This window comes from Actinacidiphila sp. DG2A-62 (assembly GCF_035825295.1).
GTDB lineage: Bacteria > Actinomycetota > Actinomycetes > Streptomycetales > Streptomycetaceae > Actinacidiphila.
In genome coordinates this window covers 7,053,968-7,069,429 of the sequence record NZ_JAYMGI010000002.1, presented here as the reverse complement: position 1 = coordinate 7,069,429, position 15,462 = coordinate 7,053,968, and the positions used below count along the sequence as shown (strand labels likewise).

The 15,462-nt window shown below is 75.0% G+C and carries 12 protein-coding genes and 1 riboswitch; of the genes, 6 read left to right on the top strand and 6 right to left on the bottom strand.

Annotation, left to right across the window (positions count from 1 at the left end):
* Positions 1–11 precede the first annotated feature (11 nt).
* From VSR01_RS31475 to VSR01_RS31450, 6 genes are all read left to right on the top strand, one after another.
* Entirely contained in the window at positions 12–827 is an 816-nt protein-coding gene (locus tag VSR01_RS31475; protein ID WP_326453925.1) for a helix-turn-helix domain-containing protein, read from the top strand.
* Positions 824–1,036 carry a DUF397 domain-containing protein gene (locus tag VSR01_RS31470; RefSeq protein WP_326452400.1) on the top strand — a complete coding sequence of 71 codons (213 nt, stop codon included), beginning with the start codon at positions 824–826 and terminating at the stop codon, positions 1,034–1,036. The genes VSR01_RS31475 and VSR01_RS31470 overlap by 4 nt, the downstream gene beginning before the upstream one ends.
* 82 nt (positions 1,037–1,118) lie before the next feature.
* The gene (locus VSR01_RS31465; RefSeq protein ID WP_326452399.1) at positions 1,119–1,328 is read left to right on the top strand and encodes a DUF397 domain-containing protein; all 210 of its coding nucleotides are present in this window, start codon (positions 1,119–1,121) and stop codon (positions 1,326–1,328) included.
* A gap of 93 nt (positions 1,329–1,421) precedes the next feature.
* Complete coding sequence (locus VSR01_RS31460; RefSeq protein ID WP_326452398.1) at positions 1,422–2,174, top strand: hypothetical protein; 753 nt, start codon at positions 1,422–1,424, stop codon at positions 2,172–2,174.
* Complete coding sequence (locus VSR01_RS31455; RefSeq protein WP_326452397.1) at positions 2,171–3,550, top strand: nucleotidyl transferase AbiEii/AbiGii toxin family protein; 1,380 nt, start codon at positions 2,171–2,173, stop codon at positions 3,548–3,550. The genes VSR01_RS31460 and VSR01_RS31455 overlap by 4 nt, the downstream gene beginning before the upstream one ends.
* A gap of 101 nt (positions 3,551–3,651) precedes the next feature.
* Positions 3,652–4,326, top strand: a complete 675-nt coding sequence (locus VSR01_RS31450; RefSeq protein ID WP_326452396.1) for a maleylpyruvate isomerase N-terminal domain-containing protein — start codon at positions 3,652–3,654, stop codon at positions 4,324–4,326.
* Between the two features lie 124 nt (positions 4,327–4,450).
* On the opposite strand, the gene VSR01_RS31445 is transcribed toward VSR01_RS31450, so the two are convergent.
* From VSR01_RS31445 to VSR01_RS31420, 6 genes are all read right to left on the bottom strand, one after another.
* A complete protein-coding gene (locus VSR01_RS31445; protein WP_326452395.1) occupies positions 4,451–5,257 on the bottom strand; it encodes an ECF transporter S component in 807 nt (268 codons plus the stop codon).
* Positions 5,254–7,053: an ABC transporter ATP-binding protein gene (locus VSR01_RS31440; RefSeq protein WP_326452394.1), complete on the bottom strand. Its 1,800-nt coding sequence runs from the start codon at positions 7,051–7,053 to the stop codon at positions 5,254–5,256. Before VSR01_RS31440 ends, VSR01_RS31445 begins: the two co-directional genes overlap by 4 nt.
* Positions 7,050–8,321, bottom strand: a complete 1,272-nt coding sequence (locus tag VSR01_RS31435) for a CbiQ family ECF transporter T component (protein ID WP_326453924.1) — start codon at positions 8,319–8,321, stop codon at positions 7,050–7,052. The genes VSR01_RS31440 and VSR01_RS31435 overlap by 4 nt, the downstream gene beginning before the upstream one ends.
* 188 nt (positions 8,322–8,509) lie before the next feature.
* A complete protein-coding gene (locus tag VSR01_RS31430; RefSeq protein WP_326452393.1) occupies positions 8,510–9,589 on the bottom strand; it encodes a hypothetical protein in 1,080 nt (359 codons plus the stop codon).
* On the bottom strand, positions 9,586–11,526 hold the full coding sequence (locus VSR01_RS31425; protein ID WP_326452392.1) for a hypothetical protein: 1,941 nt from the start codon (positions 11,524–11,526) through the stop codon (positions 9,586–9,588). Before VSR01_RS31425 ends, VSR01_RS31430 begins: the two co-directional genes overlap by 4 nt.
* 148 nt (positions 11,527–11,674) lie before the next feature.
* A riboswitch (cobalamin riboswitch) is annotated at positions 11,675–11,834 on the bottom strand.
* A 152-nt stretch (positions 11,835–11,986) separates the two neighbouring features.
* Positions 11,987–15,223: a lectin gene (locus VSR01_RS31420; RefSeq protein ID WP_326452391.1), complete on the bottom strand. Its 3,237-nt coding sequence runs from the start codon at positions 15,221–15,223 to the stop codon at positions 11,987–11,989.
* Between the last annotated feature and the right edge of the window lie 239 nt (positions 15,224–15,462).

The window sequence follows — 15,462 nt, the reverse complement described above, 5'->3', positions numbered from 1 at the left end:
CCGACGTGCCGATGGAGAGCGACAACGGCCGGCCGGAGCCGAACCAGAGCTTGCTGGCCTTCTTCGGCCGTCACCTGAAGAAGCAGCGCGAACTGCGCGGGTGGTCGCAGGAGGAGAGCGCGCGGCGGGCCTTCACCACGGGAGCGATGATCAGCTACTTGGAGAACGCGAAGCGCGTCCCGACGAAGGATCTCGCCGCCGATCTCGACCGCGCGTTCGGCACGGACTTCTTCGGCGAGTTCTACCCCTTGGTCGTCCGGTACGCGTACCCGAGCTGGTTCCTGCCGTACGTCGAGATGGAGCGTGAGGCGACGTCGATTCGGTCCTTCCAGCCGCAGATCATCCCGGCGCTCCTCCAGACCGAGGACTACGCGCGTGCGATGCTGACGCCCGAGCGGCTGGACAACCTCGACGGTCTGGTCGCCGCGCGGATGACGCGCCAGGACGTGTTCGGGCGCGGACTTCCCCCGCGCACCTGGTTCATCATCGACGAGCAGGCACTGCGACGGAAGCTGGGCGGCCCGGCGGTCATGCGGGCACAGCTCGAACGGCTGCTGGTTGCCGGGCGGCATCCCCGCACCGTCATCCAGGTGCTGCCCGAGGATGTGGCCGCGCATCCCGGTCTCGCCGGACCCTTCACGCTGCTCAGCTTCGACCAGGGCGCGGACGTGCTGTACGTGGACGCGTTCCTTCAGGGCAGGACTGCGCTGGACGCGGCGGAGGTGGCAGCGGGGCAACGCGCCTATGATCTACTCAACAGCTACGCCCTGTCGCCCGATGCATCCGCCGATCGCATCCGGCAGCATTTGAAGGGACTTCCAGCATGACCAGCGCAAGCGATCTTCCCGCACAGTGGCGCAAGTCCACCTACTCCACCAACGGGGGCGACTGCGTGGAGGTCGGCGACGGCATCCCCGGCGTGACCCCCGTCCGCGACAGCAAAGACCCCCACGGCCCCGTGCTGACCTTCGACGCGGACGCCTGGACCGCATTCGTCGCCGACGTCAAGGCGGGCCGCTTCCCGGCAGCCCGCTGACCACCGGCCACGAACGGCCCCGCTCCCCGGCTCGGGCAGCGGGGCCGTGTGCCCTGTCCGTCCCAAGAGGAGGAATGAGCACATGAACGGCGAGCACACGCTCACGTGGCGGAAGAGCAGTCACAGCAGCAACAACGGCGGGCAGTGCGTGGAGGTCGGCGACGGCGTCCTCGGCGTGATCCCCGTCCGCGACAGCAAGGACCCCCACGGCCCCGCGCTGACCTTCGACACGGACGCCTGGACCGCGTTCCTCGCCGACGTCAAGGCGGGACGGTTCGCGGGCAGGCACTGACCACCCGCCCGCGAGGCGGCCCCGCCGCTCGTCGCCCGGGCGGCGGGGATAAGTCGTTTCGCGTGCGCGGGGAGCGCTTGGCATCATCGGGGCATGAGGGTGGGGGAGTTCGAGGCGCACGTCACCGTGCGCTGCGACGGTGGGGACGCGCAGGTCGGGCGGCTGGAGCGGTGGGCCGCGGCGCGGGGGTGGAAGTGCGCGCACATCGTGCTGGCGCGCGGGCGCGTGCCGTCGCAGCCGATGGTCACGCTGGGCGGATGCGGGCCGTACGAGGAGCAGGTGCGGATCTGCCGCGCGGCGGCGGACGACCTGCGGGCCGCGGGATTCGTGCCGGTGCGGGTGAAGATCGAGGTCCCGCCGTGGGACCCCGCGGTGCCGCGCTCCGACGAGGAGGCGCGGGCGTGGGCCCTCCGCTGCGGCCCCGGGACGGCGGCCGATGGCACCGCCCCGCGCTACTTCGAGCACCACGTGAAGGTGCTGCTCGACGCGGGGCCGGGGCTGGGGCCGGGGCCGGGGGCCGCCGCGCGTGACGGACAACGCTCCCCCGGCGTAAGCCCGTTGGCCACGCTCACCGCCGTCGCGGTGGCCCACGACGCGCACGTGTCGTGGAACGCGCGCCGCGTCGCCGGACCGGCCGGGCGCGAGCAGCGGTTCGTCACGCAGCGCTGCCACGGCGTCGGGCTGCCCACCGCGCGGGGCCGGTTGGCGGCGCTGCGGCGGGCGTTGGCAGACCTCGGCGTGCACATCGCCGAGGTGGAGCAGGAGTTCGTGGTGTACGACAGCGACACCGCCGTGGACGAGGGGTGGATCGTGGCGGCGCGGCGCGAGGAGGTGGCGGGGCGGTGAGCGAGTACGGGGAGACGCTGCGGGTGAGCGGGGTCGAGGTGCCGCGCACGCCGCTGTCCGAGGCGGAGCTGGACCGGCTGGGGCTGCCGCGCACGTTCCGCCGGATCGAGGACGCGGCGGCCCGGCAGCGCTTCGTCTTCGACCCCGCGCTCAAGCACCGCTCCCACGCCTACCGCACGAGCGACCCGGAGTTCGCCGACCGGCAGGCGCGGGCGGCGTGGCGGAGGGCGCGCCGCACCGCCATGGATCTCGTGCTGGCCGCGATCGCCGGCTCGCCCTGGCGCGACCACCTCGTGCTGCGCGGCAGCGTGCTGCTCGCGGAGTGGTTCGGCGCGGCCGCGCGCGAGCCCAAGGACCTGGATTTCGTGGTCGTGCCCCGGGACTGGCGGATCGAGGAGGACCGCACAGGCGAACTCCTGCGGGACATCGCGCGGTCGGCCGAGCGCACGGCTGCCACCGCCGCCGCCGAGGCGGGCCCGGACTCCCCCGGCGACCCGGACTCCCCCGGCGACCCGGACTCCCCGGCCGCCGAGCCCGCACGCCCCGCCGTCCGGTTCGACGCCCGCGACGCGGTGAGCGAGGACATCTGGACGTACGACCGCGTGCCCGGCCGCCGGCTGGTGCTGCCCTGGACCTGCCAGGGCACCCCGGGCGGCATCGTCCAACTCGACGTCGTCTTCAACGAGTTGCTGCCCGTCGAGCCGGTCACGACGACGGTCGCGGGCGTGCGGCTGCTCGGCGCGACGCCCGAACTCTCCCTCGCCTGGAAGCTCGTGTGGCTGGCCCAGGACATGCACCCGCAGGGCAAGGACCTGTACGACGCGGTGCTGCTCGCCGAGCACTGCACGCTCGACTACGCCACCCTGGGCGCGGTGTTCATCGCCGCGGACCCGTACTACGCGGGCACCCCGGTCACGCCGGACGTGACGGCGGACATGTCCCCGGACGACGAGTGGCGGCACTTCGTCGCGGAGTATCCGCACCTCGCGGGCGATCCGGACGAATGGCTCAGGCGGCTGCGCTGGGCACTGGAGCCGACGTTCCGGCCGCTGATCGACGATCCGCGCGGGGCCCGGCGGCAGTGGTCGGCGCAGTGGCTGGACGCGTGCCGCGCGGCGTACCGGGACGGCGGCCTGCCCGCCCTGCTCGCGAGCCTCGCGGACCAGAAGGCGCCCGCGGCCGTCGCGGCGGCCGCGGTCCGTGACCTCGTGGGCGCGGCCGACCTCGGCGCCGCCGACGGCCGCGCCGCCGCGGCTGTCGACCATGTGCTGGGCCACCCGGCCTGGGCGTCGCGCGCCCAGGAGTTCTCCGCCCACAACCCGGGCTTCCGCGACCGCTTGATCGAACGCATCGCGGAGGTGGACCTCGGCGCGTAGCCGGCAGCTCCCGGCCCGTCGCCGCACACGGCCGACGCCACGCCCGCGCTCCGGCCGCGTCCGCCCGCGCCCCCGTCCCGCCGTGCCGGTAGCGTGCCCGGATGGAGCTCTTCACGCAGACCTGGGCGGCGCTGCGCGCGGCGGTGAAGGACCTCGCCGACGCCGACTTCGAGCGGCCGTCCGGGTGCGCCGGCTGGCTGGTCCGGGACCTGGTGTGCCATCTGGTCATCGACGCCCAGGACGTCCTGATCACCCTCGCCACCCCCGCGGACGGGAAGCCGACGCGCACCGCCGTGACGTACTGGAACGTCTCGCGGACGCCCCCGGCCGGCGACGATCCGCTCGACGCGCTGACCGTACGGCTGGCCGCGGCCTACCAGGAGCCGTGGCTGCTGGCGTTCCACCTGGACGACGTCGGCTCCGCCGCCGGGCGCGCCGCCGAACTCGCCGACCCGGCCGGGCTGGTGGGCACCCGCGACGAGGTGCTGACGGTGGCCGACTACCTCGGCGCGTACGTGATGGAGTGGACGCTGCACCACCTGGACCTGGTCGCGCACCTGCCGGACGCGGCGCAACCGCCGGCCGAGGGGCTCGCCCGGTCCCGCGCGATGCTGGAGGAGATCGCCGGGGCCGCCTACCCGGCGGCCTGGTCGGACCGGGACGCGCTGCTGGTCGGCACCGGGCGGCGCGCGGCGACGGCCGAGGAGCGCGCCGCGCTGGCGCGGGCGGCGGGAGCGGGCGGCGCGGCGCCGGCGGTGCCGCTGGTCCTGGGCTGACCGTCCGGGGATCGATCGCCCGGACGGCCGCTCGCCGGGCGCACGGTCCCGGGCCGGGAGTACGGTCCCTGGCCGGGTCTGCGGTCCCCGCGGTCGGTCGCCGCCGCTGGTGCGCCGCGGCGCGTCAGGGGCTCGGCGGCTCGAAGCGCACCGGCGCGGTGAAGTCGGCGCGGCGGGCGGCGCGGCGGAAGGTGACCAGGGCCGCGGGCCCGGCGAGCAGAATGCACAGGAAGTTGGTGACCGCGCGGCCGGTGTCCCAGCCGAGCGACGTGGCCGCGTCGAACGCGAGGTAGCGGTGCCACTGCTCGGTGAACGGCAGGCCCGGCAGGTACGCGATGGAGCTGCCCGGGTCGGTGGAGAAGGGCCAGAAGGACAGGTTGAGCAGGAAGCCGAAGAGGTAGCCGGACGCGGAGCCGTAGAGCGCGAGCATCAGCACCTCGGCGCGGCCCCGGGCGCGCGGCAGGACGCCGGCGAGCATGCCGACGAACGCGCAGCCGAACATCTGGTACGGCATCCACGGCCCGACCCCGCCGGTCAGCATGGCCGAGGCGAACAGCGAGGTGCAGCCGAGCGCGAAGCCGAAGCCGGGGCCGAACACCCGGCCGGCCAGTACCAGGACGAAGAAGATCGTCTCGACCCCGGCGGTGCCCGCGCCCAGCGGGCGCACCGCCGCGTCGACGGCGGACAGCACACCGAGCATGGCCAGCGCCTTCGCGTCGATGCCGCCGTCGGCGATCTGCGCGAAGACGACCGCGAGCACCAGTACCAGCAGCACGCCGAAGATCAGCGGCGGCGCGTACGAGGCGCCGAAGCGGCCCGGCGCGACGACGAACGGCCAGAAGAACGCGACGAGTCCGATGAGCGCGGCGAGCACGATGGTCAGGCTCGCCGTGGCGTGCAGGCGGACGGCCGCGACGCGCCCCGCGCTCATCGTCCCGCCTCCGCCGCGTCCGAGGTGTCGAGCGCGTCCGAGGTGTCCAGCGCGTCCAAGGCGTCGATCGCGTGGGCTACCTGACCCACCGTCAGATAAGGCAGGGGCGCGAGGATCTTCGCCGGTTGCGGCGCGAACGCGGGCGACGCCACGATCACGTCGGCCGTGGGACCGTCGGCGACGATCTCGCCCTCGGCCATCACCGCGACCCGGTCCGCCGCCGCGGCCACGAACTCCACGTCGTGCGTGGAGATCACCACGGCCCGGCCCTCGGCGGCCAGGTCGTCGACGATGCGGACCAGCGCGCGCTTGGCCGGGTAGTCCAGGCCGCGGGTCGGCTCGTCCAGCAGCACCACCGAGGGCGCCGCGGCGAGTTGGACGGCGAGCACGAGGGCGAGCTTCTGCCCCTCGGACAGGTCGCGGGGGTGCGTGTCGTCCCCGATGGCGGGCGCCAGTCGGTCCAGGATGCCGCGCGCCGCGCCGGGGACCGCGGCCGACTCCCGGTCGGCCTGGGCGAGTTCGGCGGCCACGGTGTCCAGGTAGAGCAGGTCGGTGGGGGTCTGCGGGACCAGCGCGACGCCGCGGCGCGCGGTGCTCGTGCGCGGCTGCCGACCGCCGAACAGCCGCCTGCGGCGCGGCGGTTCGCCGCTTCCGGGCGGGCCGCCGCTCTCGCCGCTGTTCGGGGCAGCGTCCGCGTTCTTGGCACGCTCCCCATCCGGCGCGCGCTCCCCGTCGGGCCCGCCGGGCGCGCCCACCTCGACCGTGCCCGCGTGCCGGGGTCCCGCGCCGTGCAGCGCCCACAGCAGCGAGGACTTGCCCGAGCCGTTGCGGCCCATGAGCGCGGTCACCTGTCCCGCGTGCAGGTCCAGCGCGGCCTCGCGGACCGCGACCACGTCGCCGTAGCGGACGACGACGCCGCGCGCGGACAGCAGCGGTGGCCTGGCCGGGGCGGGCGCGGCCGGGCGGGCCGGCGGCACCGGGCGGCCGGTGAGCCGGTCCCTGAGCGTCCTGGCCGCGCGGCGGGCGTCGCGCACCGACAGCGGGAGCGGGTCCCAGCTGGCCAGCCGCCCGAGGTCGACCACCGGGGGCGCGACCGTCGCGGTGCGGAAGACCTCGGCGGGCGGCCCGCACACCGCCGTGCCGTCACCGGCCAGGTGGAGGATGCGGTCGGCGTACTGCACGACGCGCTCCAGGCGGTGTTCGGCCAGCAGCACGGTGACGCCGAGGTCGTGCACCAGTCGGGTGACGGCGGCGAGCACCTCCTCGGCGGCGGTCGGGTCCAGCGCCGAGGTCGGCTCGTCCAGCACCAGCACCCTGGGGTGCGCGGTGAGCACCGAGCCGATGGCGACGCGCTGCTGCTGGCCGCCGGACAGCTCGCCGAGCGCGCGGTGCCGCAGGTCGGCCAGGCCCAGCAGGTCCAAGGTCTCCTCGACGCGCTTGCGCATCACCTCGGCGGGGATCGCCAACTGCTCCATCGCGTAGGCGAGTTCTTCCTCGACCGTGTCGGTGACGAAGCCGGCCACCGGGTCCTGGCCCACCACGCCGACCACGTCGGCGAGTTCGCGCGGCGGGTGGTGCGCGGTGTCGCGTCCGTCGACGGTGACCCGGCCCGCCAGGGTGCCGCCGGTGAAGTGCGGCACGAGGCCGTTGACCGCGCCCAACAGCGTGGACTTGCCCGCGCCGGTGCGGCCGACGACCAGGCACAGCTCGCCCTCCTCCACGAGCAGGTCGACGTCGCGGAGCACCGGCGTCCGCGCGCCGTGGTAGCGGACGCTGACGTGGTCGAAGCGGATCACAGGAGGGCCTCGCCATGGGTGGGATCGGTGGCGCCGGACGCGGGCGCGCGGCCGGCGTCGGGCTCGGGGGCGGACGTCCGCGGCGTACGGGCATGGGGCGTACGGACCGGGGACGCGTCGGCAGGAGGCGCGCCGACAGGAGGCGTACGGACCGGAGGCGTACGGACCGGCGGCGTACGGACCGGCGGGGGCGCCGCGAAGGCCGCGGCCCCGGCCAGCAGGATCGCCAGCGCGGGCGGCCACGGCAGTGACGGCCACCGCAGCGGATACAGGCTCGGGTTGAGGTCGGCCGGGTGGTACCCGGCGGTCGCGAAGAGCACCCCCGCGCACAGACAGCCGCACAGCGCGACCGTCCACTCCGGGCCGCGCCAGGGGTCGGGGCGGTAGCTGGTGCGGCGCACCCGGCGACCGCCGAGCGCCAGTCCGGAACAGCACAGCAGCGTGCCGGCGAGCAGCGCGGGCAGCCCGAGGGCCCGCGGCGTGGTGGCGTCGAGCAGGCCGTAGACGCCGGCGCACAGGCCGAGCATGCCGAGCAGCATGAGCGCGGCGGTGGTCCGGCGCGAGGCGCGGCTGGCCGAGCCCTTGCGTCCGTAGCCGCGCGAGTCCATGGCCGCCGCCAGGAGCAGCGAGCGTTCGAGCGCGTCTTCGAGGACCGGGACGAGGATGCCGCGCAGCGCCCGCACTCCCTTGGCGCGTCCGGCCCGCAGCCGGCGGGCGCGCGCCACGCGCTGGACGCTCTCGACGAGTTGGGGCGCGACGCTCATCGACACCGTGACGGCGACGCCGAGTTCGTAGAGCGCGCCGGGCAGCACCCGCAGCGCGCGCTTGGGGTTGGCCAGCGTGTTGGCGGCGCCGATGCAGCACAGCAGACAGGCCAGCCGCAGCCCGTCGATCGCCGCGGAGAGCGTGGCCTCCAGCGAGACGGGGCCGCCCAGTCGGATGCCGGCGTACCAGTGCGGGGTGGGGATGTGCGGCAGCGAGAAGAGGATGTGGTCGGTCGGTGTGGTCGCGGAGGCGAAGACGCAGCGGAACACCACGCGGATGACGACGACGCTCAGCGCCAGCCACAGGTAGTAGCGGAATCCACGGGCCCACGGCGCGTCGGTGCGGCGCTCGGTGACGACGAGGCCGAGGACGGCGAGCACCAGGCCCAGCAGCAGCGGGTTGGTGGTGCGGCTGACCGCGGTGGCCATGGCGATGCCCCAGATCCACCACGCCACCGGGTGCAGGGTGCGCGGCAGCCGCCGACCGGCGTGACCGCCGGTCATGCCGGACGCGCCGGAGCGCCGCGTGGACGCGGGCGGCGCGGACCGCGGGGCCCGCGCGGGTCGCGCGGGCGAGCCCGACGACGCGGGCGACCCCGACGACGCGGACGACCCGGACGACACCGACGACGCGGACTGCTGCGGCTGCGGCTGCTCGGACGGCGGCGGGAGCTGCGGTGCGGGCACCGCCGTCATCCCGACCGGCGCCGCTGGCGGACGCGGAGCGCGACGACCGAGCCGAGCAGCACGACCACCGCCGCGGTGATCACCAGCGGCAGCGCGGAGCCGGAGGAGTGGCCGACCGCGGCGGTCGGCTCGGCGTCCCGCACGACCGGGACGCCGCTCGACGGACTGGTGAAGGGCGTTGCCGAGGAGGCGGAGCCCGGCGCGGCCGTCCCCGAGGGCGTCGGAGTTCCGGCCGTCGCGCTGCCGCGCGGGTGCGGGGTCGCGGTGGCATGCCCGCCCCCGGGGTTCGCGGCGCCGCCGGTCGCGGATTTCCCGCCGACGCCGCCGGAACCGCCCGCGCTGCGCGAACCGCCCGTGGCAGGCGGCCGCGCGCCGGAACCGCCGGAGACCCCGCCGGCCGAGCCCGAGCCGCCGGTGGCGCCGGAGCCTCCCGAGGCGCCCGAACCCCCGGACGTGCCGGACCCGCTCGATCCGCCCGATCCGCTCGATCCGCCGGACGCCGAACTGCCGCCGGTCGGCGCGGAGTTGTGCGCGCGCACCGCGTCCGGGGAGAACGTCGGGCGGCCCTGGGTGCCCGTGGAGTTCGTCGCGCCGAAGGTCCACAGGTCGACGCTGCCCGGCTTCGGGTGGTAGCTCATCGGCCCCGACCGGGTGAAGGTCCAGGTGTCCTGGCCCGGATCGGCGTGCCAGTACGACCAGTACGCGGTCGCGGGCGGGGTGACCACGCACGACGTGTCGGCGGACGTCGGGTACTGCTTGCCCCCCTGGTAACGGGCGTAGCCGATGCGGCAGATGAAGCCGGGGCCGTCGCGCTGGGTGCCGGTGGTGGCCCAACCGCCCTGGTTCAGCAGGGTGTAGCCGGTGGTGGGTGTGCTGCCGCAGGAGCGCAGCAGCGGCCCGCCCCAGTGGCCGAAGTCCACCGCGAGCACGACGCCCGAGGTGGTGGTGCACTGGCCGATGGGCAGCGCCGAGGCCGCGGCGGGCCCGGCGCCGGCCGCGAACGCGGCGACCACCAGCGCCCACACGGCCGCCAGGCACGCGGCGGCGCGGCGCACGCGACCCGGACGGACGACCGCGCGGCTCATCGGTGGCCTCCGCCGCCGCGCGCGACCCGGCGCCGCGCCGCGACCATCACCGCGCCGGACGCGGCCAGGAGCACCGCCAGACACGCGGCGGCCAGGACGTCCGTGCCCGTCGCGGCGAGCGAGCCGTCCGGGCCGAGGCCGCCGGACGACGCACCGGTGGACCCGGACGACCCGGACGACGTGCCGGAGGACGAGCCCCCGGACGTCCCCGTGCCGCTCGACGAGCCACCTGGACCGCCTGGACCGGCCGGGCCCCCCGAGGAGCCCCCGGACGACGCGCCGCCGGAACCGCCCGACGTGCCGCCCACCGGGGTGATCGGCCCGAGGGCGTGGGTGAGCGTGGTCAGCGGCGTGCCGGCCAGCGCGTTCACCGCCTGCGTGGACGACCGCACGTCGGAGTCGCCCGCCGCGTCGGTGACGCGGAAGCCGCCGTCGCCGTTCTGCGTCGCGCGCAGGAACGCCTGCCCGGCGCGCGCCTCCTGCGAGCGGCCGTTGTCGGCGGCCAGCAGCGCCTGCACGGCGAGCGCAGTGGAGTTGCTGCTGACGCCCGCGGCGCCCTGGTAACCGCCGTTCTTCTGCTGGGATGTCACCAGGTACGCGCGCCCGGCGGCCACCTGCTCGGCGTGGCCGGGGACGAGGGTCAGGGCCTGCAGGGCGTAGCCGGTGGTGTCCACGTCCGAGGTGCACTCCGCGCCGGGCGCGATCAGCGTGGAGGAGAACCCGCCGTCCGCGCACTGGAGTTGCAGCAGCCGGGCGACCGCGGCCGGCGGCGGTGCGACGCCGCCGCGGGCCAGCGCGAGCACGCCGAGCGCCTGGGAGACGGTGGAGTACGCCTGGTCGAAGTCGCCCTCGGCGGTGCACGATCCGTCGTCCTTCGCGGCCGTGCAGACGTGGCCGGTGAGGGTGGCGAGCAGGTCGAAGCCGCCGAAGGCGTGCGCGTCCTGGCCCGTCACCTCGGCGAGCACGGCGAGTTTGGCGGCGGCGCCGCTGTACGGGCCGGGGTACTGCGAGGCGCCGGCCGGGTCGGCGTACTCGGCGACGTGTCCCGCGAGGTAGCCGGTGACCTCGGTCAGCGCGGCGTCCTGACCTCCGGTGGAGGCGAGCGCGAGGGCGAGGTCGGCGCTCAGGCCGTAGTCGGGGCCGTAGGCGTTCGACAGGTGGTCCGCGCCGGCGAGTTGCCTCTCCAGGTAGCCGGCGCCGGCCGCGGCGGCCTTCTGGTCGGCGGGGTCGGCGGCGTCGGCGGGGTCCGCTGCCGGGCTCGTGGAGGGGGCGCCGCCGGTGGCCGTGGGCTGCGCCGCCGTGGAGGGGGAAGCCGTCGCGGTGTCCGTCGCGGTGTCCGTCGCCGCGGGCGTGGCGGGCGTCGCGACGGGGCCGGCGGTCGCCGGGCCGGTGGCGGGGGTCGTGGCGGGCGTGGTCGCGGGAGGCGTCGTCGCGGCGCGGGCGCGTACCGAGTCGGGGGTGAACGAGGGGCCGCCGATGTCCGCGGGGCCGAACACCCACGCCTCGACCTCGCCGTCCCGCGGATGGTCGCTCTGCGGGCCCACCGTGCCGGAGGACCAGGTGTCCTGCCCGGCCGGCGCGGTCCAGTACGACCAGGACGCGTTCACCGGCGGGGCCACCGCGCACGCGTCGTCCGCGAGCGTCGGGTACGGGGTGCCGTCGTGGAAGCCGTCGCCGCCGATCCGGCAGACGAAGCCGGGGCCGTCGTGGGCCGTTCCGGCGGTGCTGAACCCGGCGTCGTGCAGCAGGTCGAGGCCGGTGGTGGGGTGGGCGTCGCAGCCGCGCAGCACCGGGCCGTTCCAGTGGCCGAAGTCGACCGCGACGATCACGCCGGAAGCGGGGGTGCACGCGCCGACCGGGTCGGCGTGGGCGGCCGGCGCGCCCGGCAGCAGGCCGCTCGCCAGCCCGGCCGCCGCGAGGGCGGCGGCGGTGAGCACGGCGACGGCGCGCGGTCGTCCGCGACGAGGCCGCGGTACGGGACGGAACACGGGTGGCCCCCCTGGTCGGCCGACGGGGAGGGCGGGCCGGGCGCGGGCGACCGCGCGCGGTCGTCTCCAGTCGTCCGTGCCGTAGTCCTCGACGGCGATCGTGACTAGCCGACCAGCGCAGGTGGTCCGGCTCGCCCGCCGGACGGCGGGCCTACGGTTGCGGGTCAGCGCCGGACTTCGACCGGCTTCCCCTGCTGCTGGTGCTGCTGATTCGGAAATGCGTTTCATCGCACCATGCCGGACGGTGTGCCGTCAATGTCGCGGACCGTTGCCTTCGCCACTCCCCTGCGCCCCTTACAGCGCCGGCCCGCGCGCACGGGGCGCGCGGGCCGGCGGCCGGGACCGGCTCGCAGACCTGTCGCAGGTCAGGCCGGAGCGCAGGTGACTCAGGCCTGAGTCAGGCCGGGGCTCAGGCCGGCAGGCTCCACTTCTGTGCGGCGCTGCCGTTGCACGTGTACAGCTGCAGCCGGGTGCCGGTGGTGGTGGACGCGTTGGGGTCGTCCAGGCACAGGCCGGAGTGGGTGTTGACCAGTTGGCCCGAGGTGGTGGCGCGCCACTGCTGCGCCCCGGTGCCGTTGCAGGTGTAGAGCTGGATCAGCGTGCCGTTGGAGGTGCCGCTGCCCGCGGCGTCCAGGCACTTGCCGAGGATCTGCAGGGTGCTGTCGGCGGCGACGGTGACCTTCTGCGCGTCGGAGCCGTTGCAAATCCACAGCTGGATGGCGGTGTTGTCGGCGGTGGCGCCGCCGTTGTCGTCCAGGCAGAGGGTGGCGGACACGCCGGAGACGACCGCGCCGGTGCGGGCGGCGGCGGGCACGGCGGGCAGCGTCCAGTTCTGCGCGGCGCTGCCGTTGCAGGTGTAGATCTGCAGCCGGGCGCCGTTGGCCGTCGAGGCGCTCGGGTCGTCCAGGCACTTGCCGGACTGCGGGTTCACCAGCGAACCGTTCGCGCCCGCGGTCCACTTCTGGGCGCCGGTGCCGTTGCAGCCCCAGAGTTGGACCACGGTGCCGTCGGAGGTGCCGCTGTTGGAGACGTCCAGGCACTTGCCGAGCGAGCGCAGCGTCTGGTCGCCGGCGACCGTCCAGTCCTGGGCGTACGTGCTGTCGCAGCCCCAGATCTGCACGGCGGTGCCGTCGGAGGTGCCCGACTGCGCCACGTCCACGCACAGGTCGGCGCCGGCGCCCGAGGTGATCGCGCCGATCCGCGGCTTCGGCGGGGCGGTGACGCTGCCGCCGTAGGACGGCGGGGCCGACGAGGCGCCGGTCGCCCACAAGGTGTTGGCGGCGGTGCCCAGGGTGAAGTCCAGCGTGCCGCCGGAGGTGAGGGCCGCGGTGGGCGCGTAGGCGTTGTTCCACGTCCCGCCGTTCCACGCCGCGGACTGCACGTAAGGGGCGTTGTCCGCCGCGCCGTTGCCGTTGATCGTCAGCGTCTTGCCGGACGGCAGGGTGATCACGGCCTGGGTGAACACCGGGGAGCCCAGGGCGAGATCGGAGGTGCCCGGGGTCATCGGGAACATGCCGAGCGCCGACCAGACGTACCAGGCGCTCATCGCGCCGAGGTCGTCGTTGCCGTCGGCCAGGCCGCTGGGCTTGTTCGCCCAGATGCTGTCCTGGATCGACCGGACGGTGCCTTGCGTCTTGTACGGCTGCCCGGTGTAGTCGTACTCCCAGGGCAGTTCGATGCTGGGCTCGTTGCCGACCCAGGCGTAGCCGTTGTCCCCGGTGTAGCTGCGCAGCACGGTGTCGAGGTAGTCGTTCATCGCGGCGTTGCCGCCCTTGGCCTGGGCGAGCCCCGCGACGTCGAACGGGATCATGCCGGTGTAGATCCACGAGTCGGCCTCGACCATGTCGTCGCCGCTGGTGGGGTCGAAGCCGTTGACCCAGCTGCCGTCGGCGTTGCGCGGCTGGACGAAGCCGGAGGCCGGGTCGAGCACGTTGCGCCAGTCCTGCGCGCGGTCGGCGAACTTCTGCTGGTTCGCGGTGTCGCCGAGGGCGCCGGCCAGCGCGGACACCGCGAAGTCGGCGGTGTCGTACTCCAGCGTGGTGGCCACCGGGCCGTAGAAGTTGCAGCAGCCGTAGGAGCCGTCGTGCGGCTCGTAGCCGGGCGCGCTCAGGTAGTTCAGGCCCGGCCGGTCGTTGTTGGTGGTGCTCGCCTGCTTGACCATGTCGGCCAGCGCGGTGGCGGTGTCGAAGTTCCGCGCGCCGAAGGCGTAGTAGTCGGCGAGGATGCCGTCCGCCGGGTCGCCGACCATCACGTACGACTCGCCGTTGTCCTCGGACCACTTGGGGAAGATGCCGGTCTGGGCGTAGTCGTCGATCATCGACTGGGCGGTGTCGGAGGCGACGTCCGGCGCGACCAGGGCCTCCAGTTGGGCCTGGGAGCGGTAGATGTCCCAGCCGGAGTAGTTGGCGTAGGCCGCCTTGTGGCCGGAGTCGACGGTGTGGGTCCTGCCGTCGAAGCCGAAGTACTGGCCGCCCACGTCACTGATGATGTTCGGATGCAGCAGCGAGTGGTACAGCCCGGTGTAGAACTCGGTCTGCTGGTCGGCGGTGCCGCCGCCGATCTGGATGGTGCCGAGCGCGGCGTTCCAGGCGCTCTGCGCGGCGGCGCGGGTGGTGTCGAAGTTCCACCCGGAGTTCTCCGACGTGCGGTTGGCGGTCGCGTTGGCGATCGACACGTAGGAGAGGCCGACCTTGGCCTGCACCACGCGGTTGGACGTGGTGTTGAAGGTGACGTGCGCGGCGGAGGCGGCGGCCTCGGGCGCCGCGGTCTTCGCGGTGGCGGCCGGCTTCGGCATGGCGCCGTGCAGCTGCGGCTGGTTGGGCTTCTCGGCGGCGTTCTTCGAGGCGCGCTTGCCGCCGGTGGCCGGCGTGGCGGACGTGGCGGCCGGCGTGGCGTTCGTGCCCTGCCCGGTGAAGGGCTGGTCGAAGACCATGTCGAAGTACACGGTGTACGTGTTGCCCGCGCCGCAGAAGTGGCCGCTGGTGACCTGGCCGCTCACCTCGGTGCTGGAGACCACGGTGAACTGCGTGTTGCCGGCGCCGTTCTGGCTGCCCGTCAGCTTGAAGATCAGGTTGGCCTGGGTGGTGGCGGGGAAGGTGAAGCGCGCCATGCCGCTGCGCGCGGTCGCGGTCAGCTCGGTGGTCACCTGGTTGTCGGTGGTGACCTTGTACGAGCCGGCCGAGGCGGACTCGTAGGCGTGCGAGAAACTGTCGTTGGCGGAGTTGTCGACCGCGCCGACGGTGGGCAGCACCGGGATGTCGCCGCCGGCGCCGCAGCCGGGCCCGGCGATGTGCGTCAGGCTGAAGCCGGTGATCGAGGAGTCGTTGTACTCGTAGCCGCCGCCGGACGGGCGCGAGGGGGTGTCCGGGCTCCACTGCACCATGCCGAACGGCACGTCGGCGCCCGGGAAGTCGTCGGCCTGGTTGGACGTCCCGATGAACGGGTTGACCAGGGCGGCCGGCGAGGTGACCAGCGCGGCGGCCCTGGCGGCGCCGTGGCCGCCGGCCGGGGCGGCCTGCGCGGGCATCGCGAACACTCCGACCAGCGCGACGCCGACGCCGGCGCCGAGCAGCGCGGTCAGCCGCCGGGCGCCGGGGCGTCTGTCCTGCGGCCGGTGCCGCAGCGCGCCTGTGAACGGGGAAGTCATTCTTCCGCCTCCTGGGGGGATCGGTGGGGGAGGGAGGACGTGATCGGGACCGTCGCGACCCCAGCCGATGGCAACGTTGTCAATTGCCAGGTCGCCGCCGGTGGAGCCGATGTCGGACACAGGTGGAGCCGCGGAGCCGCGCTGCCCGGCGCGTCGCGGCGTCCGGGCGGAGAGCGCTCTCGTGAAGGTAGCCATATGCCATGAACCCGTCAATGACACGGGCGGGCGGTGTTCGGACC

Coding starts and splice junctions, on each gene's coding strand:
- VSR01_RS31435 (WP_326453924.1), bottom strand. CDS start 8,321: ATGACCGGCGGTCACGCCGGTCGGCGGCTGCCGCGCACCCTGCACCCG.
- VSR01_RS31420 (WP_326452391.1), bottom strand. CDS start 15,223: ATGACTTCCCCGTTCACAGGCGCGCTGCGGCACCGGCCGCAGGACAGA.
- VSR01_RS31465 (WP_326452399.1), top strand. CDS start 1,119: ATGAACGGCGAGCACACGCTCACGTGGCGGAAGAGCAGTCACAGCAGC.
- VSR01_RS31430 (WP_326452393.1), bottom strand. CDS start 9,589: ATGAGCCGCGCGGTCGTCCGTCCGGGTCGCGTGCGCCGCGCCGCCGCG.
- VSR01_RS31475 (WP_326453925.1), top strand. CDS start 12: ATGGAGAGCGACAACGGCCGGCCGGAGCCGAACCAGAGCTTGCTGGCC.
- VSR01_RS31450 (WP_326452396.1), top strand. CDS start 3,652: ATGGAGCTCTTCACGCAGACCTGGGCGGCGCTGCGCGCGGCGGTGAAG.
- VSR01_RS31470 (WP_326452400.1), top strand. CDS start 824: ATGACCAGCGCAAGCGATCTTCCCGCACAGTGGCGCAAGTCCACCTAC.
- VSR01_RS31460 (WP_326452398.1), top strand. CDS start 1,422: ATGAGGGTGGGGGAGTTCGAGGCGCACGTCACCGTGCGCTGCGACGGT.
- VSR01_RS31445 (WP_326452395.1), bottom strand. CDS start 5,257: ATGAGCGCGGGGCGCGTCGCGGCCGTCCGCCTGCACGCCACGGCGAGC.